We start from the raw sequence: 22212 nt of genomic DNA, 5'->3' as shown, positions 1-22212 counted from the left end.
TCGAAATCCCTCATGGGGCAGGCAGCCCCGGATTCAGCGGGCCTTCGGCTCGGGCTTCAGGGTCAGCAGCCAGTCGATGAAAGCCTGCAAGGCCGGGCTGCGTGGCGCGCCGGTCGGCGTCACGATGTGGTACGAGCGCTCCGATACGAGGCTGTGCGGTACGGGCTGGACGAGGGTGCCGTCCTGTAACTGGCGTTCGACCAGCACGTCGTAGACCAGCGCCATGCCTTGCGAACACTCCGCGGCCGTGATGAGCAGCGAGACTTCGCTGAACGAGACGCCGGACGGTTGCGTCTTCATGTCGATACCCTGGCCGGCGAACCAGTTTTTCCACGAAGCGAGGTTGTGGCGCAGCAGCGTGGCGCGCTCCATGTCCTCCAGCCGTCGCAGCCAGGGATGCGCCTTCTGGTAGGCCGGGCTGCACACGGCGACTTCCCTGAGCGGGATCAGCTCGATGGCGTCGAGGCCGTCCCAGCGCCCGTCGCCGCAGCGGATCGCGACATCGGCCTCGCCGGAGCGCAGGTTGATGTTCTTGGAGGTGACGTTGATTTCCAGGTTGATGTCCGGATGCTTGCGGTGGAAGCCGGACAGGCGCTGGATCAGCCAGTTGGCGGCAACAGCCGGGGCGAGGCTGAGCTTGAGGCTGGGTTTGCCTTCGGTGGAAATATTGGCCAGCCCGTCGCGCAGGCTGCCCAGCCCCTCGCGGACATAGGGCAGCAGTTCCTTGCCGGCCGGCGCCAGGCTGACCGAGTGGCCGATGCGGATGAGCAGCGAGGCGCCGACCAGCGATTCGAGCTGGCTGATGCGATGGCTGACGGCGCTCTGGGTGATCGACAGTTCATCGGCGGCCTTGGAGAAACTGCCGTTGCGGGCGACCGACTCAAAGGCCATCAGGCCGGTGATCGGGGGAATGCGCAGGTTGTTGCTGCCGTATCCGTGCTTGTCCATGACTGTCATCCGTCGTCTGAAGGGGCGCTCGCGCGGCCATCGGTGTTGCCCCGGCGAGCGAAAACTCTACCATGCCGCCGGCCTCAGCTCCGGTTCGCCGCAACGCCCGGCCGGGCACCGAAAACGACGGCGACGACGCCCGCCATGACCAGCGCGATTCCCGCCAGCGCGAAGCCGGTCGGGTGCTCGTCGAGAAAGACGATGCCGAGCACGGTCGAGAAGGGCGGCACCAGCGCCAGGAAGATGGCCGCTCGCGGCGCGCCCAGGCGGGCAACGGCAACGGTGTAGCAATAGAGGCCGAGCAGGGCCATGCCCATGCCTTGGGCCAGCGCTTGGACGAGCAGTTCGCGCAGGCCGGCATGGGGAATGCCGGATGTCGGCAGGGCCAGATGCACGGGAAGGAAGACGAGGGTCGAACCGACATTGACCAGCGCGGTGGCCTGCCACGGGCTCAGGCCGGAGCGGCGCTGGGTGACGGTGAAGGTGGCGAACAGCAGTCCGGAGCACAGGAACATCAGGTCGCCGATCCAGGCGCCGGCGTGGCGGTTCAGGAACAGGGCGCTGCCGGCAATGAGCAGGACACCGGCGACGACGGTGGCGATGCCGCCAATCTGGCGTCGGGCCAGGTTTTCGCGAAAGACGAACCAGGAGATCAGGCTGACGAAGATGGGCATCATGACGATCATCAGCGTGGCGATATGGGTGACCGGCGCAAAGGTCAGGCCGGTCGAGGCGATCCACATGAAGGGCACGCCGGCACCGGCCAGCATGAGCAGGAGCGAGCGCTTTCGCGTTTGCCGGTAGCGCGGGAGGCTGACGAGAAATACCGGCCACAGGAAAAGCGCGGCGACCGAAAAGCGGATCAGCGTCACGTCGTGCGGCAGCAGCGAACCGGTCACCGCCGCCCGCGTGGCCACCGACCAGATCGCGGTGATGACGGCTACCGCCAGGCCGGCGGCAATGCCGACCAGGGCATCGTTGCGGGCGGCAGTTCGCAGGAAGGTCATCGGCATGAGCGCTCTCCGGACGGGACATGGCCGGCCAGCAGCCAGCCGGTGGCATTCGGGGCGCTCAGGCAGCGGCGGCCGCCTTGATCTGCTGGATGGACCGCCCCTTGTAGCCCCAGTCGGTGGTCGGCACACGGGTGAACACAACGTAGGGCGGCAGGACGTTCTTGCCGAGCAGGCTGGTCGTGCTTTTCTGGATCGCTTTCATGGCGGCCGCCATCTTGGCTTCGTCGACGGCATCCTCGGATACCCGGATATCGACGTAGCAACCGCTGCCTTCAATGGCGGCATCGAGCGGCTTGCCGGCGACCGACCAGGTGTCCGGCTCGTCCCACAGGATGCGAACGGCGATCAGGGCTTTGACCGCCCCCAGATCGCGTTCGATGATGCTGGCCATTTCCCGGTGCAGGGCGGCGATCCTGGCGGGTTCCGGCTTTTTGCCACAAAGGACTACGGTGGCGCTGGGCATGGTTTTACCTCATTCGTTAAGGGGTGATTCCCTGCGCCAACTCTAGTCAGCGGTCTCCGCCGCGGAATGACGATTTTTCATGCGCACGATGAGCGGGGCTCATCGGGGCGTGGGTTTCATCGAAGCATGTGCCGCTTTCATTGACCGATGGCGAGGCATTCGTATAGTGCTTGGTGATCGACAAGGACGAATGGAGACAACATGCACAAACACGATCAGCTGTATATCGACGGCCGTTGGGTGAGCCCGGCGTCGCCCCGGCGCATCGCGGTGATCAACCCGTACACCGAGCAGCCCGTCGGGCATGTCCCGGATGCCGACAGTGGCGATGCAGACAGTGCGGTCGAGGCGGCGCGGCGCGCCTTTCCGGTGTGGTCGGCGACATCGGTCGACGAACGGGTTGCGCTGCTGAAACGCTGCCACGAAATCTTTACCGCGAAGCGCGATGCCTTTACCGCTACCCTGGTGTCGGAAGTGGGCATGCCGGCCAAGCTCACCCGGCGCATTCAGGTCGGCCTGCCGATGCAGCAGTTCGACATTTTCGCCGATCTGTTGCCGACGGCCCTGGCGGAAAGGCAGATCGGCCATTCGCGGGTGCTGCGCGAGCCGATCGGCGTCGTTGCCTGCATCACGCCGTGGAATTACCCCTTGCACCAGATCGTCGCCAAGGTGGTGCCGGCGATCGTGGCGGGATGCACCGTGGTCCTCAAGCCTTCGGAAGTCGCGCCGCTGAACGCCTTCCTGCTCGCCGAGGTGTTCGACGAGGCCGGCTTGCCGCCCGGGGTTTTCAACCTGGTAACGGGTTATGGCGCATCCGTCGGCCAGCGGCTGGTGTCGCATCCGGATGTCGACATGGTTTCCTTCACCGGCTCGACGGCGGCGGGGCGCGCCATCGGCCAGGCGGCGAGCGCGACGATCAAGCGCGTCGCCCTTGAGCTCGGTGGCAAATCGGCCGCCGTCGTGCTCGACGATGCGGATTTGCCGACAGCGGTACGGGCAACGGTGAGCTCCTGTTTCCTCAATTCCGGCCAGACCTGCACGGCGCTGACCCGGCTGGTCGTGCCGCACAGCCGCTACGAGGAGGCGGCCCGCCTGGCGGTCGAGGCGGCGGAACGGTTCACGCTCGGCGACCCGAACGACGACGCGACGCGGCTGGGCCCCCTGGTTTCGCGGGCGCAACAGGAACGGGTGCATGCACTGATCCGCCGGGGCATCGCTTCAGGGGCCGAGTTGCTGCTGGGCGGGGCGGAGGCACCACTGCCGGCGCGCGGCTATTTCTGCCTGCCCACCGTTTTCGGGCGGGTGGCGCCGGGCAGCGTGCTCGATCAGGAGGAGATATTCGGGCCCGTGCTGTCGATACTCACCTATCCCGACGGCGACGATGCGGCGGCGCTGGCCATCGCCAACGGCACGATCTACGGTCTGGCCGGCGCGGTGTGGTCGCAGGATGCCGGGCGGGCGGCCCGCGTTGCCGGAAAGATGCGCGCCGGGCAGATCGATATCAACGGGGCGGCCTTCAATATCCGGGCGCCGTTCGGCGGCTTCCGACAGTCCGGAAACGGCCGCGAGATGGGTATCTATGGCATCGAGGAATTTACCGAGCTGAAGGCGATCCAGATGCCGGCGAGCTGAAGCGCGAGGTGGCGCTGCAGCGGCTTCAACTTCGCTCATGCCGCCTTGCGAATCTTTCATCGCCACCCGCGACCAACTGCCTAAGCTGTTCATCGGCAACAACCCGAAAATCACTTTGTGGATGGAGGAAGACCGATGAACGGCAATTCAATCCTGCTGTACGAAAAGCGCGACAGCGTCGCCTATTTGACCCTGAACCGTCCGGAGGCGCTGAACGCGCTGAGTCTGGACATCCTGACCCGCCTGTCGGCCCTGCTCGATGACATCAAGCGGGATGAAAGCGTCCGCGCGGTGATCGTCACCGGTGCCGGCGACAAAGCCTTCTCGGCCGGTGCCGACATCAAGTACCTGAGCCGCTCGACGCCGATGGCGGTGCGCGAGTTTTCCCGGCTTGCCGTCCTGGTGACCAACCAGATCGAGAGCCTGGGCAAGGTGGTGGTGGCCGCGTTGAACGGCTATACCTTCGGCGGCGGGCTGGAAATCGCCGAGGCCTGCATGATCCGCGTGGCCGCCAAGTCGAGCCTGCTGGGCCACCCCGAGGTGAGCATCGGCGCCGTCGCCGGCTTCGGCGGAACAACCCGCCTGGCGCGCCTGGTCGGCCGGGGGCGGGCGGCCGAGATGCTGCTGCGCGGGCGCAACGTCACGGCCGACGAGGCGCTGCAGATCGGCCTCGTGCAATTCGTCGTCGACGATGAGCAGCTGATGGCGGAGACGCAGGCCATTGTCGGCGACATCCTCGCCAAGTCACCGAGCGCGGTCAGGCTGACCTGGGAAGCCCTGCATCGCGGCCTGAACATGACACTGGAGGAGTCCGCCGCGCTCGGTGCCGATTTCTTCGGGCTGGTCGCCGCGACGGAGGATTTTCGTATCGGCACCCGGGCGTTCGTGGACAAGACCACGCCACGCTATGTCGGGTACTGAGCGGGGGCGTGTTTGCAAAGCGCCCGGGCTGCCGGGTGCTCCGTCGTATCGAGAAAGGAGAAAAGCCGCGATGAGCGCCGAACAACGAATCGTGGAATTGGGCATTCAACTAGCCAAGCCCAAACCTCCCGCAGGCAACTATGTATCCGCCATGCAGGTCGGCAATCTGCTCTTCACCTCGGGGCGGGCGCCCCAATCGGTGGATGGCAGGCCCGCCAAAGGAAAGCTTGGGCGGGAATGTGCCTTTAAGCGTTTCTTGGCCTGCAATAAAGCATAAATTGACCAAGAAGCAGTCATAAGCCTTCGATTTTACCAATAATCTGCCTCAAACCTCGTCCAAGAGACGCCTCTTTCAGTCATTGAAAAGCATATCGTGGCCAAAGGTGATGAAATAAAGCAATTTTTGGCCAAAAAACTCCCCTCGAAAATTCAATGGGTTTTCAGCCTTGAAGCATGCGGACTGAGCCATTGACTACCTGGCACCCAGCAAAACCTTATCAAAGGTTGCTTTAGATTCGGTTTTTTCGAACAATAACTCAATGGCGGATTGATTTTTTGGTAACGCGCTACGACTTACAGTGACGTCACCAACCACTGGAGGAGTTATCCACCATGCGCACTGAAGCACGTGTTATCGACCTGAGCAGAACCGAATATGGCACGTTTGCGGCGCCCGACACCAACCGTGTCATTCGCAATACCTACCAACTGCTCGCCCTTTCAACGGCTGTTGCCGGCATAGGCGCAGGTATCAGCATGCTGGCGGGTTTTGGTCCGGTGGCCGGTATCGTATTTACCCTGCTGGGCCTGGTTCCGCTGTTCTATCTGCACAAGAAGCGGGATACCGCGGCAGCCGTGCCGGCCATGCTCACCTTTACCGCCCTCAGCGGTATGGGTATCGGCCCGACGCTGACCCACTACATCAACATGCCAGGAGGCAGCAGCACGGTGCTGACCGCAGCCGTGATAACCACTGCGGTTACCTTGGCGCTGACAGCTTATGTTTATAAGACCGGCAAGGATTTCTCCCGCATGGGCGGGTTCCTGTTCGCCGGCTTGATTGTCGTCATCCTGGCCAGCATTGCTGCGATGTTTGTCCCGGCCATGCAGGCTGGCGTATCGGCTGTTGCCGCGCTCCTGTTCTCCGGCTTCATTCTGTACGACACCAGCCGTCTGGTGCGCGGTGAAGAAACCAACTATGTGATGGCTGCGGTCAGCATGTACCTGAATGTGCTGAACCTCTTCCTGTCGGTGCTGCAACTGCTTGGATTCTCCAGCAACGACTAACCCCACCAGCCCGATACAGACCGGTGCCACAACGGCTCGCCAGTCGGCGGGCCGTTTTTCTGTACCGCTGGTGGACTTTTTTGCTCGGAGGAGTAATCTGGAATCGAAGCCTGACGGGCAGTTGGTCAGGCCCTACAGGAACAACGCGATTGGAGGCAGCATGACTGAAAATCCGCCGCAGTTCGACAAGATGACCGAGTAGCACCCAAACAGCGAGAAGCCGGTCACCATGGCCGTGAGTGCCAAGGTTCAAGATTTACGAAGCCCATGTTCAGCGACATGGGCTTCATGCTTTTACCCTCAGGTCCTATGCCGTTTCTGGATTCACTGGCTTTTTGCGCCTGACGTAATGAGGGTCAAATTCCCGCAATATGTTTGAGTTGTAGAATTTTTTCTTCGTACCATCTGGCTTGAGCGGGTCAAGTAGGCGCTCCCTACAGAAACGACTATCGCCCTCAAGCGCCTTACGGATTTGGTGGTAGCGAACGTTTTCCTTGAAGTTTTCATACCGCAGGCGGAGACGTTGGGTCAGGGTCTTGTACTCCCAAGGGTAAGTCTCTCGAATATCAGCCTCATCCAGTCGTATCGGCAATGCTGATGGATGATTAGAAACACTGAATACATTACTAGCCCCATCCTTGCTCCGCTTCAAAGCAACTTCAACAGTCAATGCCACAGAAAAATCACCATCATGGCCGGAATCGTTAGCCTTCATCGCTTCAAGATACTTTGCCAGATGACGCTCTTCTCCATTCATACAGAGGCCTGGGACAGTGTTCACGCCTGAGACAAACGCTAATGGCATTAAAAACATGCGTTGTCCGGATAGGTCATCTCCAAACCAGATTCGTGCGGCCTGCACGAAATTTGCTACGGTAGCCGAGCTAATTTCATGGAATGCTTTAGCAAATGCTAGGTCCTTGTTAGCGAAATGCACCGCATTGTCCCGAATCTCCGACAAGGCCTCCAAATTCTGACGGATTGGCAATTCGACGGCAGCACCATAGCTTGAATTCAGACGCTCGATGGCCTTGAATAGGCCGACGGTGACCACATTGCCAGCCTTGTTCCGACGCCGGTACGCCTTTTCCGAATATTCACCATCAGCCTTTTTGCGGCGCTCGTACTCCAAGATGGCAGCCATTTTGTTGCCAGCCAATTGCAGCAAACGTGCCTTGACTAGAAGCTCCCACGCATTGATGGCGAGAATGGCAAAGGTTTCTTCTCGATACTGGAACACAGGCTTGTTGTAGATTTCTATCGCTGCAATCAGCGCATCTACTGCCTTGCTCAGGAGATTTCTGGACCTAGGCTTCATCGATACTCCTAGCTCCGAATCCCAGTGCAACTGGGAAACCGCGAACACCCCCAAAACTGATTGCCGGCGTTGGCCCCCTTCTTGGCAGTCCGCCGCACCATCTCACTGCCACACTTCGGACAGGCCGGCATTGTCTGTTCCGGTGCGATGATGGGACTGGGAACCTGGCCAATCATGGAACGAAGTTTTCTGGCATCGAATAATTTGATGGCTCGGCCATCAGCAAAGCTCTTTGCCTCGTCCGTGAAGGCACCGGAGGCCACTACAAATGCGCCGACAGCGCGTTCGGCCGTCATCACGCCATAAAGCTCACGAACCGTGGCCACGCCAACCTTCTGCGATTTCCATTGCTTGCACTGCACCAGATATTTGTCGCTTCCCATGTGGAGCTCGACGTCGACACCGCCATCCGGACCATCGCCACCGCGTTCCACCACGCGATAGCCTTGCCGACGGAAGGTTTCGGCTACCAGCCCTTCAAATTCTCGCCAGCTCATCTTCTCCAGGGCATCGGCTGCCGGGTCAGTCGCGACCTGGGCATGCAGCTCTGACTGGCGACGGCGCCGCGAAAACGAGATAAATGCGCCGACCAGAAAAGCGAATGGGACAATGTATTGGAATACGCTGGCCAGCATGGTTCCTAGCCCGTGCGTGACCGAGTCGCCCACTGTTTTGCCCAATGCTTTCAGCTCCGCCGGGTTCATGGTGAGCGGTGCCCGGGTCGCAAAGTAGTGCAGGATGAAATAGGCGACAACGGCCAATCCAACACCTGCCTTCCACGGAAGTTGAGCGGCAATATCGACCAGGTCATCGAGAACAGATGATTTTTTGCGGGCCATGCGGTTTGTTGTTTTGAGATAAAGGATGCATTTTGCATCCTGTGGAATGCCAACGGCAAGCATCGATTTCGGGCTTTAGTGCCGAGTGCGTTTGCCCGAAACTCCCAGTGGTAGTGCATTGCAGCCTCCTTAATACTCGGAGAAAGCAGTGACATTCAGACGATGCAAGGCCTGCGGCAATTCATTTACGCCGTGGCCTCAAGCAAAAAACCAGCAATTCTGTTCAAACCCGGCCTGCCAAAACGAGCGGCGCCGGCGCAAGCAAGCCAAGCGACGCCAGGAGAGCCTGGCCATGCGGGAGAGCGATGCCCAGTACCTGAAGGACTGGGCGGCCAAAAATCCCGGCTACTGGCAAAAATACCGCGCTAAGCATGCCACCTACGCCGAACGCAATCGGACACAGCAACAAACGCGAAATCAGGCGCGAATTGCAAAAGATGCTCCGTCCTCGCTCAATCCCTTGCCCTCTGGGCTTTACCAACTGATTCCAGCGACGGCCGAAATGATTGCAAAGGATACGGTGTGGCTCGTCGAAATCACCGTGCTGCAAGGACCTTCAGACATTGAGGCGCTGTATTGCAAATGAGTCTGTGATGTTCGAGCGGAATATTCCTTGATAGGGTCCCCGTCACCAACAACCAGTGGCGGGACCTTTTGCATGAAACGGCAAATGCGCACTTGCCACGAGGAAGGGAGCAATGTCGTATGCCATCCCCAGAAGACCAGCCCCATGGCGCCAGTCAGTTTTCCCAGTTTCGGGCGGCGGAGTATGTCCGCATGTCGACCGAACATCAGCAATACTCCACTGAGAACCAGTCTGACCGCATCCGGGAATACGCCTCCCGTCACGGCATCCAGATAGTTCGCACCTACGCCGACGCGGGCAAGAGCGGTTTGCGCATCGATGGCCGGGAAGCACTGCAACGGCTGATTCGCGATGTGGAAACCGGTCAGGCGGATTTTCAGGTCATCCTGGTGTACGACGTCAGCCGCTGGGGGCGTTTTCAGGATGCTGATGAGAGCGCCTACTACGAGTACATCTGCAAGCGTAAAGGCATCACCGTCACCTACGTCGCCGAGCAATTCGACAACGACGGTTCGCCGGTATCGACCATCGTCAAAGGGGTCAAACGTGCCATGGCCGGCGAATACAGTCGTGAGCTATCAGCCAAGGTATTTGCCGGCCAATGCCGACTCATCGAACTCGGTTATCGGCAAGGTGGTCCTGCGGGGTATGGTCTGCGCCGGGTGCTCATCGACCAGCATGGCTTGGTGAAGAGCATGCTGACCCGCGGCGAGCATAAAAGCCTGCAAACCGACCGGGTCATCCTGGTCCCCGGCCCTCCAGAGGAAGTGGCGGTGGTCAACCGCATCTACCGTTGGTTCATCGATGACAATCTGTCGGAATCGCAGATTGCGGGACGCCTCAACGCCGAAGGCATCCTTACCGACCTGGACCGGGCTTGGACACGGGGGACGGTAAACGAGGTGCTGAGCAACGAAAAATACATCGGCAACAACGTCTACAACCGCATCTCCTTCAAGCTCAAGAAAACCCGGGTGACCAACCCGGGCGAGATGTGGGTTCGCAAGGAAGGTGCGTTTGAGGCCATCGTCTCGCCGGAGTTGTTTTTCACGGCCCAGGGCATTCTTCGGGCGCGAGCACGACGCTACAGTGACGACGAATTGCTTGAGCGTCTGCGTCAGCTGTATGAGACGCGCGGTCTGCTCTCCGGGCTCATCATCAACGAGACCGAGGGCATGCCGTCGGCCGCAGCCTATGCCCATCGGTTTGGCAGCTTGATACGCGCCTACCAGAAGGTAGGCTTCATGCCTGACCGCGACTATCGCTTCCTGGAAACCAACCGCTTTCTGCGCCAGTTGCATCCGACGATTGTTGGCGAGACAGAAGCGGCCATCCAGGCCATTGGTGGCGAGGTGCATCGGGACCCCGCCACGGACCTGCTGACCGTCAATCACGAATTCACGGTGTCGCTGGTACTGGCCCGCTGCCTGACAACCAGTACCGGCAGTCGCCGCTGGAAAATTCGGCTGGATACCAGCCTCTGCCCCGATGTCACCGTCGCCGTTCGCCTGACACCGGACAATGATGCCGCCTACGACTACTACCTGTTGCCACGGCTCGACTTCGGCGAATCGAATCTTCGTCTGGCCGAGGTCAATGCGGTGGAGTTTGATTGCTACCGTTTCGACACCCTGGATTACTTGTATGGGATGGCCGAGCGCCGGCGGATTCGGAGGGCGGCATGACCTCGCCCCTGAAAAAACGCCCCCTCAAAACCATCGCCATAGACCGCATCGAGGTCATCAATCCTCGTGAACGGAATAAACGGGTCTATGAGGACATCGTCGGCAACATCCAGAAGGTCGGCCTCAAAAAGCCTGTGACGGTCACGCCTCGAACCGGCGAAGACGGCACCGAACGATACCTGCTGGTTTGTGGTGAAGGGCGACTGAACGCCTTCCGTGCGCTCGGGCATACGGAAATCCCGGCCTTGGTCGTGGAGGTCGATGACGAAGCGGCGTACATCATCAGCCTGGCGGAAAACATGGCCCGCCGACAGTACCGGCCGCTCGAAATCCTGTCGAGCATCAAGCGCCTGGGTGACCTTGGCTATGCGGCCAAGGACATTGCGACCAAGACCGGACTGACGCAGACCTACGTCTCCGGCGTTCTGAAGCTGCTCGACCACGGCGAGGAACGACTTTTGGTCGCCGTGGAAACCGGCAAGGTGCCGCTGAACACAGCGCTGGACATCGTCGGCGCAGGGGACGACGACAAGGCATTACAGGCCGCCATGCAGGAGGCCTACGAATCCGGGCGCTTGCGGGGCAAACAACTACTGGAGACGCGCAAGGTCATCGAACGCCGCCAAACCTTGGGACGTAGTGGCGCCAAACGAGCCCCCAGCGGAAAAGCAGATGTCACTGCCTCAAGCCTGGTGCGCACCTATCAGCGTGAGGTCGAACGACAAAAACTCGTCGTAAAAAAGGCAGAGCTGACCCAGCAGCGCCTACTGTTTGTCGTCAGCGCACTGCGCCAACTCCTCGCCGACGAGAACTTCGTCACCCTGTTGCGTGCGGAGCACCTGGACACCATGCCCAATTACCTAGCGAACCGTGTCTGGCCGAACGGAGGTCCTGTGTGAATGGCCCCCTGTTGGGATTTATCCCCGAAACCTGCCTGGTGCCACTCGACAAGCTGCTGCCTTCCAAAAAAATCCCGGCCGGCCTGGTTGCCTCGGTCAAGTACAAACAAATCGTCAGTTCTCTCGAGGAGGTGGGGCTCATCGAACCGCTGTCGATTTCCCCGATGCAGGCCGATGGTAATCATCTGGTGCTCGATGGCCATGCGCGACTACTGGCCTTACGGGAGCTCGGATACGCAGAAGCACTTTGCCTGGTGGCCACCGATGACGAGACCTACACCTACAACACCAAAATCAACCGCCTGGCGACCATTGGCGAGCATCGCATGTTGCGCAAGGCCGTTCAGCGCGGGGTTCCGGCGGCGCGACTGGCCCGTACACTCAATGTCGATGTCTCGCAAATCCTCAAGAAGGTCAAATTGCTTGATGGCATTTGCCCCGAGGCGGTCGAGCTGTTGAAGGATAGACAGTTTTCTGCGGAGATTTCCCGGCTGCTGCGAAAGATGAAACCAACACGGCAAGTCGAATGCGTTGACCTCATGCTGCTGGCGAATAACCTGACCATTCCCTATGCCGAGGCGCTGTTAGCAGCGACGCCGTCCGAGCAACTCTACGATGGGCAGAAGGCCAAGAAACTGGCCGGCGTGTCAGCCGAGCAAATGCTGCGAATGGAGCGAGAAATGGCCAAGCTGCAAGGACAGTACGAACTGATTGAACGGAATTACGCTGACGATGTGCTGAATCTGGTACTGGCGCGCGGGTACGTCGCCAAGCTGCTCGAGAACGAAGCCGTTGAACGATTTATCCAGCAGCGGCACCCGGAACTGCTGGAACAGCTCAAGCACATCATTTCGGTGGCGTCGCTCGACCAGTAGGCATTTTGCTCGCTCATTAACAATTCGGAACTATTGTCGCGGGGAGAGGCGCAGGACATTTCGGGCGTCCTTGTTGATGCCTCTCTCCGCTGACGTTGGATACCGAAAACCCGGCTGATGGGACCAGCAAACATCCTCACTGGGCATGGCTTAACCAAGGCAGTGAGATGCTGCTACTGCGAACCCATCGGTTAAGCCAGCTACGCTCCAGTGAAGCGACGCGTAGCGATACTCATGTCGGCATCGCTCCTGTTGGGCTGCGCAGGGTATCGGGGTTGCGTACCCCTTGGCGGTCTAAACCGTATCGTCATCGGGGTTGGCTACCTTCTACTTGGCTAATGGCCACAGTCGAGGGAACTGGCATCGCGCTCCACAGGCTGCATGAGGGCTGCCAGGGCTGTTGTGTGATGGCATACCAATCCGCCTTGCCAGTTAGAGTAATCGCTGCCCACTGAAGAGCGACCTGACCAGCCACCTGGTTGCCAGAAGCAGGTTGCTCACCGGAAAGATGCTGAACCCATTTTCAGGCGCTGACGTTCAAGCTGCTTTGCGACGTCGGGAGGAGCACACCCTGTGAGAGTCAGGCGGGGGTGGTGATTAAAGGATTAAGGATTACGGGGGTGGATACCCATGAAAACACCTTGCCTGCTGGGGAGATTTTGTTGGCAGGGGCGCCATGGCGTGTTTTGAGGCCAAGCGAAATGTGGGGCCACGACAAGCAGCGTGTGTTTCGACGCCAAGTAAAACGTGTTTTCAGGCAGCGTTGAATTCATTCTGGGTACCACCTGCCGTTCGTCATGCTTCTCCAGCGCGCTATACCGATTCATGTGGGGCCCCATTGGGTCCCAGTGGAGAAGACACATGAAAACCAAAATCGAAAAACCTGGCGACCGGCATCGTGCCGGCTCGGTCCAGATGAAAGTCTGGGTTCCGGATGACCTGAAGAACGAATTTGCTTCGCTGTGCGCGGTGCAAGGCCTCTGTGCATCGGTCGTTCTTCGCGGTCTCCTTGCCGCCTATGTGCAACGCGCGTCAGGAGCCCGACATGGCCAAGCGGTGCAGCGCTGAGCAGATTGCCGCACTTCAGGCCCAGGCTGCGGCTACGCGATGCGCAGCGGAGTCGGCAGCGGACGTCCTTACCCAAGACCTTATCTGCGCGGCCGCCGCAACACTCGAGTCTGTCGCACGCAGTCAGCTAAGGCAGATGGCTGCCGAGGAAGAGCCCGTCCTCGTGCTACCCGACAACGCTTCAGTAACGGAGGTTCGACAGGCCAGGCAGCGTCGGGCAGTTCGGCGTGGTGACGATGTTTACCTGCCGACCTGGCGTGAAGCGACGGTTGGTATCCCGAATACCTTACTGCGCTCCTCCTTGTTCGGTGCATCCGAAGTGACCGACAAGCCGCTGATGAACGTCGAGATAAGCGTACAGGGCGATACGTCCCTGACGCTGACGGGCCACCCCTTGGGTGATTACGACCGACGTGTTTTTGCTGCCTGTCTGAACTACTACCGTGACGAGCGGCCCCTCTGTCCAGGAGGGGAATTGCGCTGGGTGAGCGTGACTTTTTGGCAACTGGCCCGTGACCTGAATGTGTCCTACTGCGCTAATACCCACCGGGCCATCCGCGACAGCCTCATTCGGCTCAACGCTGCCCACCTGCGTATCCGGGTGAAGCGCGTGGACATCCCGATGCCGCGCTTATTGGATGTCTTATTCGATGACGGCTACCAAGGCAGAGATACGCCTGAGCGTTTGCTGAAGGGCAGTGACCTCATTTCCTTTCGCGTGCTGGACTCGATGGCCAGGCTTTTTGGGCCCGAAAACTGGAGTGCGGTCAGCCACTCCGCCTTGCACGAATACTCCGGCCTGCCGGCCTGGCTGGCGAGCTACTACAGCACGCATGCGAAGCCGTACCCGGTGAAAGTTGAAGACCTTTTCAAGTGGAGCGGTGTCGTCTGCGAACTCCGCGAGTTTCGCCGACGGCTGAAGCGAGCTCTGGGGCGGCTTCAGCGGGCTGATGTGTCAGACAGCGAGAGGGTGGTTGCATTTGAGCTCACCGATACGCATCTCACCGTCGAGCTTTTGAGATGGCAGATGACCTAACGGGAGTCTTCGGTAGTAACACCAGCAGGTGAGTAGGCTAGTTTCAAAGCGCAAACTAGCCTAGCTTAGCAAAAACAAAAACGCAGACTACTTTTTCCGGTCGAAGCAATGCTCCCGATGCCATGCCAAATACGCTTGGTGGCGTTCAGTCAGGCCAATGATGGCTTCGGCCCCTGTGAGCCCCAGGCGGGTGCGACTAGCAGCATCCAGGGCATCGGAAATTCTTATTTGTCCAGAATCCAGGAAGGTCACCCATCCACCATCGAACAAGGCATCAAGGTGCGGCGCCAACAGCAAGCCGTTGAATACATCGAGCCGCTCTGCGTCGGAGGCGCAGTCTGCCCAGGGTTTGATATGGGAGGCGCGGAGAAGCCCAGGTACAGCAAGCCCACTGACCGCGCATCGCTGCCCCCAGTAAGCAAGCAACGAAGCGCGGAATATATCCTGCCCCACCCGCTGTACAACGAGTCGAGTCGCTTCCGTCGTATCCGGTGGGTGGCGGCGGCTTTCCTCGAAGGCTCGTAACCCTTCGCCCGCCAGCACACGGCTCACCGCAGCAATACGACCGAACAAACGATGCAGCGTTGGATAATCCTGAATGTTATTCAGGTACACCGCCCACGGTGGGCTGGCATCGGCTGCTACCGCTGTGAACTCGGTGGCAACCCGGCGAGCCAGGCCAGCATCACTGACTACGACACGGTACCCCGCAATCTCAGAGGCAACCCCTACTGTGCCCGGGAAAGCCGTCGACCGAAAAACAAGCCAGTCTCGCTCCACTGTTGGAGAAAGGTCAAAGCCCGCGTCCTGCGCAGCTTTTTCCAGTCGAGTTCGCTCAAGGGAGCCCAGCGATGCCGCATCGTAATCGTCCGATGCCCCCCGATATTGGGCATACCAGCGCAGCAAACCCCGAAGTGCCGATTCGTCTGCAACTAGGCAGGAGGACTGATTCGGCGGAGCAATGCGTGAATCAGCCTGCTTGATGCGAGAGCCGCTGTAATCGTCATCACAAGGTGAAACTCCGGCCATCTCCGGCACCTTGCACTTCTCCAGCAAAATTCGGGTCTGCTGGGATGGCTTGGGGCCCTTGGCCGCATACATATCCCCGACAACTAATGCGAACTGACGTCCGCCCGGGCCGCCGACTTCAAACAGATGGGCTTTGCTGCGGTCAGCGTTGTCGCAATGATGAATCGCCAGTTCAGGCGACAGCCCAACCGTGATGATTTCAAGAGCTCGCTCACTCGGAAGCTTTGCAGGAATAGTCATAATGCAGAGAAAATTTACTCGATGACCACATAGAAGGGCTCTGACTGTCCCACCTGACGGTTGTCCCGCTTTCGAATCAAGAACGCCTCGACGAAGTGCACACCGCGATATGACAACTGCTCAGCGCGGCTTGAGCCGTCATCAGAGGGATAGAACTCCCCGCGCAATGCGCCAGCGCGGGCAGCCACTTTGTCGGTGTTCGTCACGCGCCATTGGACCTTGTAGTCTTCCGCAAAAGGAACACCCATGGCATTGGCCGCTGTAAATCTGACCCAGTAGCCAGGTTGTAGCGGCTCAGCAGAGCGGACCGAACGAAAGGCTCTTTCGTACTTTCCCGTTCGAAGCTCAGCCGCAATTTTCACCTTGTACTGCTCGTTCGCTTTTCGCCACGTCGGCCGACGGATATGAGGCAAGCGGAGCAACTTCGCCGGAACAGCTGCGGCACCCAAAGCCTTCACCTTTTCGACCAAGTCCTGGAAGTGCCCCCCGAGCACGAGGGCTCCAGCAGTTGCAGCTTCGCTAACCTGCTCGGCTGCCCGCTTCGCCTCACCGGCAGCAAAATTCTCGCCGAAGACTCGCTGCCACTTGCCAATGCTTTCGTCGCGGTCCGCCTCGTTGAACGCATCGTCAATCCAGCCTCGATAGAGGTTTACCTTGTCCCGAAAGTTGGAATACTTGGTCTGGTCCCAACCGCTTGCCTGGTCCTCCTGCGGCAGTTTCGGGTTAGGCACCTCTGGGACAGTTGGTCGAACCTGAAGCCAATCATCCAGACGCCCAACAAGCGTTTTAAGCGTCGTAGTCAAGTCTGCGAACTGTGCGCTGCCTCTATCGCTTTCGTAGACCTGGAGTCCCATTAGCGTCGTGAGCAGGAACGAAGGGCAAGTGAAGTTGCCTTTTATGTCCCGCATGTACTTCAGCAGGCGGGTAACCTTTTTCAGGTCATTTCCCCCTGCCACGCTGTTCTTCCCTTTCACCCACTCCGTGTAGGCCAAGGGGGATGACGCCTCGAATTGGTCAGCGATGCGATTACAAACCTCGTACTGACCCGCGTAAAGGCGGTTGACCACACATGGAGCAACGTCAATTTTGCGCTCCCCTGCGTATTCAATGGTGGCGCAGTGGGAATAACGGCGAACCTTCTCTTTGTAAACGGGAAGATTTCCCAAGCCGGTGGCAAGGCTATTCACGTAGTCCTTGGGCGCCCAGCCATCCACGGCCTCGACAAATACAAGTAAATCGGCGTCGAATGGTTGTTCTGATTGGGGCTTGATAATGGTCTCGTGGGCCCACGAGCCTTGCGGTGCGAACGAAATTACCCTTGGGCCCCAATCAAGCGCACGAACCGCATTCTCAACAGCAACAATGCTGTCTTCGAGCAAGCTCAACCGCGTGCTGTTCAAGTTCACATGGTCGTCAAGAAACACCTTGAAGTGTTCATGCAGCTTCATTGGGCCTCCAGGATATTCAATTTCTTTTGTGCCTCCGCAACCAGCTTTTCTACCGCGTGCCTGGTGAGGTCTTCCTGTCGCTGGCGTATCCAGTCGTAGAGCCAATCAAATACGAGGGGATTGCTGGCACGGTGTCGGTAGATGGCGTCCTGTAGTGCCCGCGAGCTCCTGGTCAGGTCCTCGAACGATGTGCCAGTAATAGCCTGCTCCCAGACCTTTTCGACCTCGGCCTTTATCGTCGTCAACGTCTCGATGGTGTCGCCATGTTTGCGGTGTTCCCGCAGCAAAAAAGTGGCCAACGGCAACGCCGGAAGATACATCGTCAGGATGAGGTCGTTCACCTTCACACCTTGATACAGGCCCAGCAGCGTCAGGCCCACAAAGAGGAGAACGGCGGCACCAAGCAAGACTCCGGCGTACGTTTTGCGTACCCGCATATCGTAGGTGACATTCGTACGTTGGCAGATGATTCGCCCCACAGGCAACGGAAGTTTGGCAATGGCCACCTCATACCAGTTTTCTAGGTATTGCCTATCGACATCTGTTATTGGCTTCGAAGTAATCGCGCGCACATCTTCTGCATCGACCTTTCCGCCTGCGACCAACCGGTTCCAATCCAGCTTCAACACCTCAGTGTCAAATTGCTCTTGTACTTTGGCGCCGCGCTTGCAGTCCTCACGCTGTTTGCGCGAAATGACTCCCACATCAAGCAGCAGAACCACAATCGAACCAAAACCAAGGAATGGCCGAATATCCGGGTAGCTAGCGCCGAAGAGAACACCGACGGCTGGCAGGAGGAGTGCCATCACCGCAAACAGGTTTTGATATAGCTTTGCTCGGGAATAGAAGAGCCGCTGTGCGCGCAGCAATTCAAGGCGTTCCGGCTTGTTCTGCTCAACGTCAATTCTGTGCTGGTCGTTCAAAACTCATATCCTCATTCTCAATCTGGTGGTCAGTAAATTTTGGGGCGACTTGCGCCGAGGTCAGCAGCCATTCAAGCGGTCCCACGCTTCCAGAACCAGCCGCCGGGTGCGGTATTCGCCAAACTCGCGCAGCTCGTTGTTCTTGAGCACGCGGAAGGTCTCGGAGGGGTAGTCCTCACCCATCACATCGGCGGGGTCGAGGATGTAGCGGAGTTCGTCGCGGGTCAGGCCGTAGAGGCGGGCGTAGTAGGCGTCGAGTTCGGCGCGGAGAATGGCCCGGCGTTCCGGGTTCCAGGGGAAGGGTTCGCCGGCGTAGCCGAGGTCTGCGGCCCAGGGTTTCAGGTCGTGAGCGGTGTAGGTGAGTTCGAGGACGCGGGGGACAATGAAGGCGAGGTCTGAGTCGCAGTAATTACTGGGGGCGAAAACCGGCAACTGCTTCACAATCCCGAGCGTCATATTGGTTCCCCCAATTTTCTGGCGGGCACAGTAATCGAGGGTTAGTGACGAAAAATTCGCTAAGCAACAGGCAACTTGTGAGGCCGTTGTTCGTCCATCAAAAAATATCGTCGGCAAACTATTTGATACAGCAACCCGTGGCAAAACCGTAGCTATGTATGTCCGCTCGTTCGTCGCGTTAGTAATCCACCGCCACGAGATGAAGTAATTTCCGCTAATTCCCGCGTCCGAAACTCGTTGAGAGAACTCGGACGATTTAACCCAATAACGAGGTTTTGGACTGTAACTAGGACTAGTTTTTTCTATGTCTAATGAATCCCGACTAGAGTCCGACGACGAATCGTAGGTCGCCCATCGATGCTCGTAAAGATGCATCATCTTAGCTTCATAGACAGGTACATCACCCTCACTTGGCTCATTCACAAAATGATGGCTATCCTCTGCCATATGAAAGAATCGTGTGTGAAATCGAACTGACCAAAGGTTTTCCACGCGCCCGCCTTCGAGAATCAGCACCGGCGCGGCGCGGTAGAGCTTCTTGGTCAGCGCCGCATCGCGCTCGCTGCGGAACACCGGGCAGGTGAGGGTGTTGGGGTTGATGAGGCGGAATTCGTCCGGGGTCAAAGTGAAGCGACGGCGCGGGTCGGCCAGTTGGTGAGTCTGGGTGGCAAAGCAGACGAACTCGGCGGCCTCGGCGCGGCCCAGGGTCAGCAGACAGAATTTCATGCGGCTATCCACGGCCGGGAACAGGCGCTCCCGATTCTCGATGTCGTACAGGCTGGCGAGCCTTCCGGCCTGGGTCAGCCCGGCAAAGAAAGCCTTGGTGCTGTCGTCGGTGGCGATGCCGGTGGGTACGATGAAACCCGCCCTACCTTGGTCTGCCATCAACTGGGCAAAGGTTTCGGCAAATAGCGCATAGGTATTCACATCGCCGACGCCGGTGAGCGGGTAACGCCCGGCATCGTGGGCAAACAGGCTAGCGGCCTCGGCGTTGCGCCGGGCGGCGAGGAAGTCCGCATACAGCGCCTGCTCCGCGCCATTGGGCGGCACCAGGCCCTGCGCCGCCTCCACCTCCGGGTAGAGGGTGTGCAGCAGCATGCCCTCGGCCAGCAGGGCGATACGCCGACCGCGTTCGGCCTTGTGCTGCGCCTGGGCCACCAGCGGGCTGCGGGTGGCGAAGAATTCTTCCTCCTGCAACTTGATACGTTCCCACGGTGGGTTGCCCAGCAGCACATCAAAACCACCTTTGGCCTTGACCTGCGGAAACGCCTGCCACCAGTGGAAGGTCTGCGCGGCCTGGGCGGCAGCATGGGCAGAGTCGGCGAGGCCGGGGCGCGGGGTGTCGCCGTTCAACACCAGCCACAGGTCCTGACTGGTGGGCACGCGGGCTTCCGTTTCCGTCGTTTTGGGCAGCACGAAGGCGGCCACGAAGAGGTCGGCGGCCAGCCGAGCGCGGGAATTGGCTAACTTTTCCTGCAAGGCGGCGAAGGCGGCGCGCTTGGCTTCAATCGCTGCCAGCGTGTCATCGGGCAGATGCTCGAAGGCATCGGCATCCTGCTCGGCTTCCAGCCCGAGGCTGAACTGGCCGCCTGGCGCCTTGGCCTTTTCGATGGCTTTCAAGGCATCGCGGTTAGCCTTCTTGAGGCGTTTGACCACTTCCTTGTCGTCACCGGACAGGGCATTGAAGGCTTTGTCCGGAATCCCGGCGTCGAGTACGGCCGGGTCGAGGATGCCGAGCAGCGCATCACCGCATCGCAGATGGGCATCGAGGAAGGTGAGCGGGCGTTCCGGGGTATAGGCTTCCAGCCACAGCGCGGTGCGGGCAAGTTCCACGGCCATCGGGTTCTTGTCCGCACCATAGATGCAGTGGGCCACCACGTCGCGCAGGGCTCGGCGGTAATCGGCGGGCAGTGGATTGCCATCGGTCGCATTGAGGCGCGCCACTTCTTCCGCAATACGGCGAGCAGCGGCAAGAAGAAAATGGCCGGAGCCACAGGCGGGGTCGCAGACCGAGAGGGCCAGCAGGGCCTTGACCGGCTCCTGCGGGTTTTCCGCTAGGGTGCGGGCGATGACCGGCTCCAGCGCGCTCTTGATGAGTTCCTGCACCAGGCTGTCCGGGGTGTAGTAGGAGCCGGTGAGCTTGCGGGCGTTGCCGCGGTTCGAGCCTTCGTCCTCGTCGCCAATGAAGCCGAAGCGGCGAACCCCTGCGGTCAACACCACATTCGGCACCAATTCCAGCAGGCTTTCATAGACGCTGCCCAGCTCCTCGGAATCCATGTCGCGGTAATTGACGCGGGAGAGCGCGGCACCATCGCGGAAGAAACAGAGGCTGAACAGCGCCGAGAGCAGCGCGCTGTTGTCGAGTTGTGCTGTATCGAGGTCAGGACAGTGGCTGGTGGCGAAGAGGCCGCCCAGGGCTGGTAAGCCAAGTGCCGGCTGACCTTGGCCGAGCCCCTTGAAGGTGATGCTCAGGGCCTGCCAGAGGTCGGCATGGCGGTCGTAGCTACGGCGGCGGGCAGCCAACTGGCGTAGCCGCGTCAGGCTGTAGCCGGCGAGGTAGCGTTCGCGGGCCTCCGGCATGGCCTCCGGTGCAAAGACCAGGTCGCGGTCCTCGATGGTGGCAAGAAAGATGAAGCGGTAGATGAGGCGCAGCAGCTGCTCGAAATAGGCTTGCGTGCTGAGCTCGCCGGCTTCGAGGTGGCGGCGCAGTTCCGTGTTGGCGGGATGCGCGAGGAAGCCGGAGCCAAGAGCACGCAGGGCTTCGGTGACGCCGACACGCAGTCGGTCGCGGGCGCGGATGCCGTCCTCCTGCGCGGTGTTGCGCCAGCGCTCCAGCGGGCAATTCGCAGGTTCGGCGCCGACCTTGCCGAAACGGGACGCATGGGCCAACAACCAAAGGGCGGTGAAGTCTGGGTAGAGGCCTTCGCTGAAAATGGCTTCGAGGTCAGCCTCGATGTAGGCGGGCCGCGTCAGGCTGGGGTTGTCGCGCAGGATGCGCAGCTTGAGGCCGTTGCCGACGACAGCCCAGAGGGCGCCATCGCTGGCGTTGAGGTATTCTTGGGCGAGCAGGAAAGGCGAGCGGCGGCGCACACCGTCACCGAAGCGGGTATCGGGCTTGTCGAGAAGTTGGTCGTGTGCAGCCAGAACGACGGGAATCTTCCCCTCGCCGGCGGCGAACCCAATGGGGAAAACACGCTCCCCGAGCGTGACCTGGCCAACCGCCTTAAGGTCGCCAAAGCAGAATACGTGACGCAGCAGCGGTTCGAGCAGTTCCTTAACGGTCAGCGCATGGCTGTTGAAGTCGGTGCGGGCGCGCTTGGCGGCGAAGTCCTGCCAGAGGTTTTGGGCAATTTTCCAGTGGCGGCCAATTTCGTCACGGAGCTTGAAGCCGCGCGGGATGTCGTAATCCGCCTCCGTCTGCTCGCTGGCTTCGAGATGTGCAACCTTGTTGAGAAAGTCCGGGGCGAGCAAGCCACCTTCGATGCTGAGGGCGGGAAAGGCGAGTTCCTGATTGTTACGGCGAGCCATATTCTTTTGAACTCCTGT

General features: G+C 59.8%; 19 protein-coding genes. 10 read left to right on the top strand and 9 right to left on the bottom strand.

The genetic code is table 11. From position 1 onward, the window contains the following. Nucleotides 1-33: 33 nt before the first annotated feature. The 3 genes from AB6Q56_RS18110 to AB6Q56_RS18100 all read right to left on the bottom strand — a co-directional run bounded on the left by AB6Q56_RS18110 (nucleotide 34) and on the right by AB6Q56_RS18100 (nucleotide 2424). Entirely contained in the window at nucleotides 34-948 is a 915-nt protein-coding gene (locus AB6Q56_RS18110) for a LysR substrate-binding domain-containing protein (RefSeq protein ID WP_434514444.1), read from the bottom strand. Between the two features lie 83 nt (nucleotides 949-1031). After that, complete coding sequence (locus AB6Q56_RS18105) at nucleotides 1032-1961, bottom strand: DMT family transporter (RefSeq protein ID WP_434514443.1); 930 nt, start codon at nucleotides 1959-1961, stop codon at nucleotides 1032-1034. A 58-nt stretch (nucleotides 1962-2019) separates the two neighbouring features. Further along, the gene (locus AB6Q56_RS18100; RefSeq protein WP_434514442.1) at nucleotides 2020-2424 is read right to left on the bottom strand and encodes a hypothetical protein; all 405 of its coding nucleotides are present in this window, start codon (nucleotides 2422-2424) and stop codon (nucleotides 2020-2022) included. 201 nt (nucleotides 2425-2625) lie between these two features. Here AB6Q56_RS18100 and AB6Q56_RS18095 point away from each other — a divergent pair, with 201 nt between their 5' ends. The 4 genes from AB6Q56_RS18095 (at nucleotide 2626) to AB6Q56_RS18080 (ending at nucleotide 6264) form a co-directional block, all read left to right on the top strand. After that, nucleotides 2626-4056: an aldehyde dehydrogenase family protein gene (locus AB6Q56_RS18095; RefSeq protein WP_434514441.1), complete on the top strand. Its 1431-nt coding sequence runs from the start codon at nucleotides 2626-2628 to the stop codon at nucleotides 4054-4056. Between the two features lie 135 nt (nucleotides 4057-4191). Continuing rightward, entirely contained in the window at nucleotides 4192-4977 is a 786-nt protein-coding gene (locus tag AB6Q56_RS18090; protein ID WP_434514440.1) for an enoyl-CoA hydratase/isomerase family protein, read from the top strand. Between the two features lie 70 nt (nucleotides 4978-5047). After that, the gene (locus AB6Q56_RS18085) at nucleotides 5048-5254 is read left to right on the top strand and encodes a hypothetical protein (protein ID WP_434514439.1); all 207 of its coding nucleotides are present in this window, start codon (nucleotides 5048-5050) and stop codon (nucleotides 5252-5254) included. A 335-nt stretch (nucleotides 5255-5589) separates the two neighbouring features. Beyond that, complete coding sequence (locus AB6Q56_RS18080; protein WP_434514438.1) at nucleotides 5590-6264, top strand: Bax inhibitor-1 family protein; 675 nt, start codon at nucleotides 5590-5592, stop codon at nucleotides 6262-6264. Between the two features lie 307 nt (nucleotides 6265-6571). Here the strand turns inward: AB6Q56_RS18080 and AB6Q56_RS18075 are convergent, their stop codons facing one another. After that, complete coding sequence (locus AB6Q56_RS18075; protein WP_306602674.1) at nucleotides 6572-7582, bottom strand: DUF3644 domain-containing protein; 1011 nt, start codon at nucleotides 7580-7582, stop codon at nucleotides 6572-6574. Between the two features lie 8 nt (nucleotides 7583-7590). Next, nucleotides 7591-8484 (bottom strand): restriction endonuclease, encoded by an 894-nt coding sequence (locus AB6Q56_RS18070; RefSeq protein WP_434514437.1) that lies wholly within the window; start codon nucleotides 8482-8484, stop codon nucleotides 7591-7593. A 229-nt stretch (nucleotides 8485-8713) separates the two neighbouring features. Between AB6Q56_RS18070 and AB6Q56_RS18065 the strand changes: the two genes are divergently transcribed. The 6 genes from AB6Q56_RS18065 (at nucleotide 8714) to trfA (ending at nucleotide 14570) form a co-directional block, all read left to right on the top strand. Beyond that, the gene (locus AB6Q56_RS18065; protein WP_434514436.1) at nucleotides 8714-9007 is read left to right on the top strand and encodes a hypothetical protein; all 294 of its coding nucleotides are present in this window, start codon (nucleotides 8714-8716) and stop codon (nucleotides 9005-9007) included. 191 nt (nucleotides 9008-9198) lie between these two features. Further along, on the top strand, nucleotides 9199-10692 hold the full coding sequence (locus AB6Q56_RS18060; RefSeq protein WP_434514435.1) for a recombinase family protein: 1494 nt from the start codon (nucleotides 9199-9201) through the stop codon (nucleotides 10690-10692). Continuing rightward, the gene (locus AB6Q56_RS18055; protein WP_434514434.1) at nucleotides 10689-11591 is read left to right on the top strand and encodes a plasmid partitioning protein RepB C-terminal domain-containing protein; all 903 of its coding nucleotides are present in this window, start codon (nucleotides 10689-10691) and stop codon (nucleotides 11589-11591) included. Before AB6Q56_RS18060 ends, AB6Q56_RS18055 begins: the two co-directional genes overlap by 4 nt. Next, a complete protein-coding gene (locus AB6Q56_RS18050) occupies nucleotides 11588-12466 on the top strand; it encodes a plasmid partitioning protein RepB C-terminal domain-containing protein (protein WP_434514433.1) in 879 nt (292 codons plus the stop codon). The genes AB6Q56_RS18055 and AB6Q56_RS18050 overlap by 4 nt, the downstream gene beginning before the upstream one ends. Nucleotides 12467-13327: 861 nt before the next feature. Further along, nucleotides 13328-13534, top strand: coding sequence for a hypothetical protein (locus tag AB6Q56_RS18045; protein ID WP_434514432.1), 207 nt, complete (start codon nucleotides 13328-13330; stop codon nucleotides 13532-13534). Then, nucleotides 13512-14570, top strand: coding sequence for a plasmid replication initiator TrfA (gene trfA, locus AB6Q56_RS18040; RefSeq protein ID WP_434514431.1), 1059 nt, complete (start codon nucleotides 13512-13514; stop codon nucleotides 14568-14570). Before AB6Q56_RS18045 ends, trfA begins: the two co-directional genes overlap by 23 nt. Before the next feature lie 87 nt (nucleotides 14571-14657). Here trfA and AB6Q56_RS18035 read toward each other — a convergent pair whose 3' ends face one another. The 4 genes from AB6Q56_RS18035 to AB6Q56_RS18020 are packed head-to-tail and all read right to left on the bottom strand — an operon-like array spanning nucleotide 14658 to nucleotide 22194. Further along, entirely contained in the window at nucleotides 14658-15839 is a 1182-nt protein-coding gene (locus AB6Q56_RS18035; protein WP_434514430.1) for an HNH endonuclease, read from the bottom strand. A 14-nt stretch (nucleotides 15840-15853) separates the two neighbouring features. Then, nucleotides 15854-17287, bottom strand: a complete 1434-nt coding sequence (locus AB6Q56_RS18030) for an SMODS domain-containing nucleotidyltransferase (protein WP_434514429.1) — start codon at nucleotides 17285-17287, stop codon at nucleotides 15854-15856. Continuing rightward, entirely contained in the window at nucleotides 17284-18210 is a 927-nt protein-coding gene (locus AB6Q56_RS18025) for an S-4TM family putative pore-forming effector (RefSeq protein ID WP_434514428.1), read from the bottom strand. Before AB6Q56_RS18025 ends, AB6Q56_RS18030 begins: the two co-directional genes overlap by 4 nt. A 60-nt stretch (nucleotides 18211-18270) precedes the next feature. Beyond that, entirely contained in the window at nucleotides 18271-22194 is a 3924-nt protein-coding gene (locus AB6Q56_RS18020; protein ID WP_434514427.1) for an Eco57I restriction-modification methylase domain-containing protein, read from the bottom strand. Between the last annotated feature and the right edge of the window lie 18 nt (nucleotides 22195-22212).

This window comes from Dechloromonas sp. ARDL1 (assembly GCF_051122455.1).
In the GTDB taxonomy this organism is placed as follows: Bacteria; Pseudomonadota; Gammaproteobacteria; order Burkholderiales; family Rhodocyclaceae; genus Azonexus.
This window is presented reverse-complemented; position numbering and strand designations above follow the sequence as displayed.

Excerpts from the sequence above, each read along its gene's own strand:
- AB6Q56_RS18110 (WP_434514444.1), bottom strand. The coding sequence starts at position 948 with ATGGACAAGCACGGATACGGCAGCAACAACCTGCGCATTCCCCCGATC.
- AB6Q56_RS18105 (WP_434514443.1), bottom strand. The coding sequence starts at position 1,961 with ATGCCGATGACCTTCCTGCGAACTGCCGCCCGCAACGATGCCCTGGTC.
- AB6Q56_RS18100 (WP_434514442.1), bottom strand. The coding sequence starts at position 2,424 with ATGCCCAGCGCCACCGTAGTCCTTTGTGGCAAAAAGCCGGAACCCGCC.
- AB6Q56_RS18095 (WP_434514441.1), top strand. The coding sequence starts at position 2,626 with ATGCACAAACACGATCAGCTGTATATCGACGGCCGTTGGGTGAGCCCG.
- AB6Q56_RS18090 (WP_434514440.1), top strand. The coding sequence starts at position 4,192 with ATGAACGGCAATTCAATCCTGCTGTACGAAAAGCGCGACAGCGTCGCC.
- AB6Q56_RS18085 (WP_434514439.1), top strand. The coding sequence starts at position 5,048 with ATGAGCGCCGAACAACGAATCGTGGAATTGGGCATTCAACTAGCCAAG.
- AB6Q56_RS18080 (WP_434514438.1), top strand. The coding sequence starts at position 5,590 with ATGCGCACTGAAGCACGTGTTATCGACCTGAGCAGAACCGAATATGGC.
- AB6Q56_RS18075 (WP_306602674.1), bottom strand. The coding sequence starts at position 7,582 with ATGAAGCCTAGGTCCAGAAATCTCCTGAGCAAGGCAGTAGATGCGCTG.
- AB6Q56_RS18070 (WP_434514437.1), bottom strand. The coding sequence starts at position 8,484 with ATGCTTGCCGTTGGCATTCCACAGGATGCAAAATGCATCCTTTATCTC.
- AB6Q56_RS18065 (WP_434514436.1), top strand. The coding sequence starts at position 8,714 with ATGCGGGAGAGCGATGCCCAGTACCTGAAGGACTGGGCGGCCAAAAAT.
- AB6Q56_RS18060 (WP_434514435.1), top strand. The coding sequence starts at position 9,199 with ATGTCGACCGAACATCAGCAATACTCCACTGAGAACCAGTCTGACCGC.
- AB6Q56_RS18055 (WP_434514434.1), top strand. The coding sequence starts at position 10,689 with ATGACCTCGCCCCTGAAAAAACGCCCCCTCAAAACCATCGCCATAGAC.
- AB6Q56_RS18045 (WP_434514432.1), top strand. The coding sequence starts at position 13,328 with ATGAAAACCAAAATCGAAAAACCTGGCGACCGGCATCGTGCCGGCTCG.
- trfA (WP_434514431.1), top strand. The coding sequence starts at position 13,512 with ATGGCCAAGCGGTGCAGCGCTGAGCAGATTGCCGCACTTCAGGCCCAG.
- AB6Q56_RS18035 (WP_434514430.1), bottom strand. The coding sequence starts at position 15,839 with ATGACTATTCCTGCAAAGCTTCCGAGTGAGCGAGCTCTTGAAATCATC.
- AB6Q56_RS18030 (WP_434514429.1), bottom strand. The coding sequence starts at position 17,287 with ATGAAGCTGCATGAACACTTCAAGGTGTTTCTTGACGACCATGTGAAC.
- AB6Q56_RS18020 (WP_434514427.1), bottom strand. The coding sequence starts at position 22,194 with ATGGCTCGCCGTAACAATCAGGAACTCGCCTTTCCCGCCCTCAGCATC.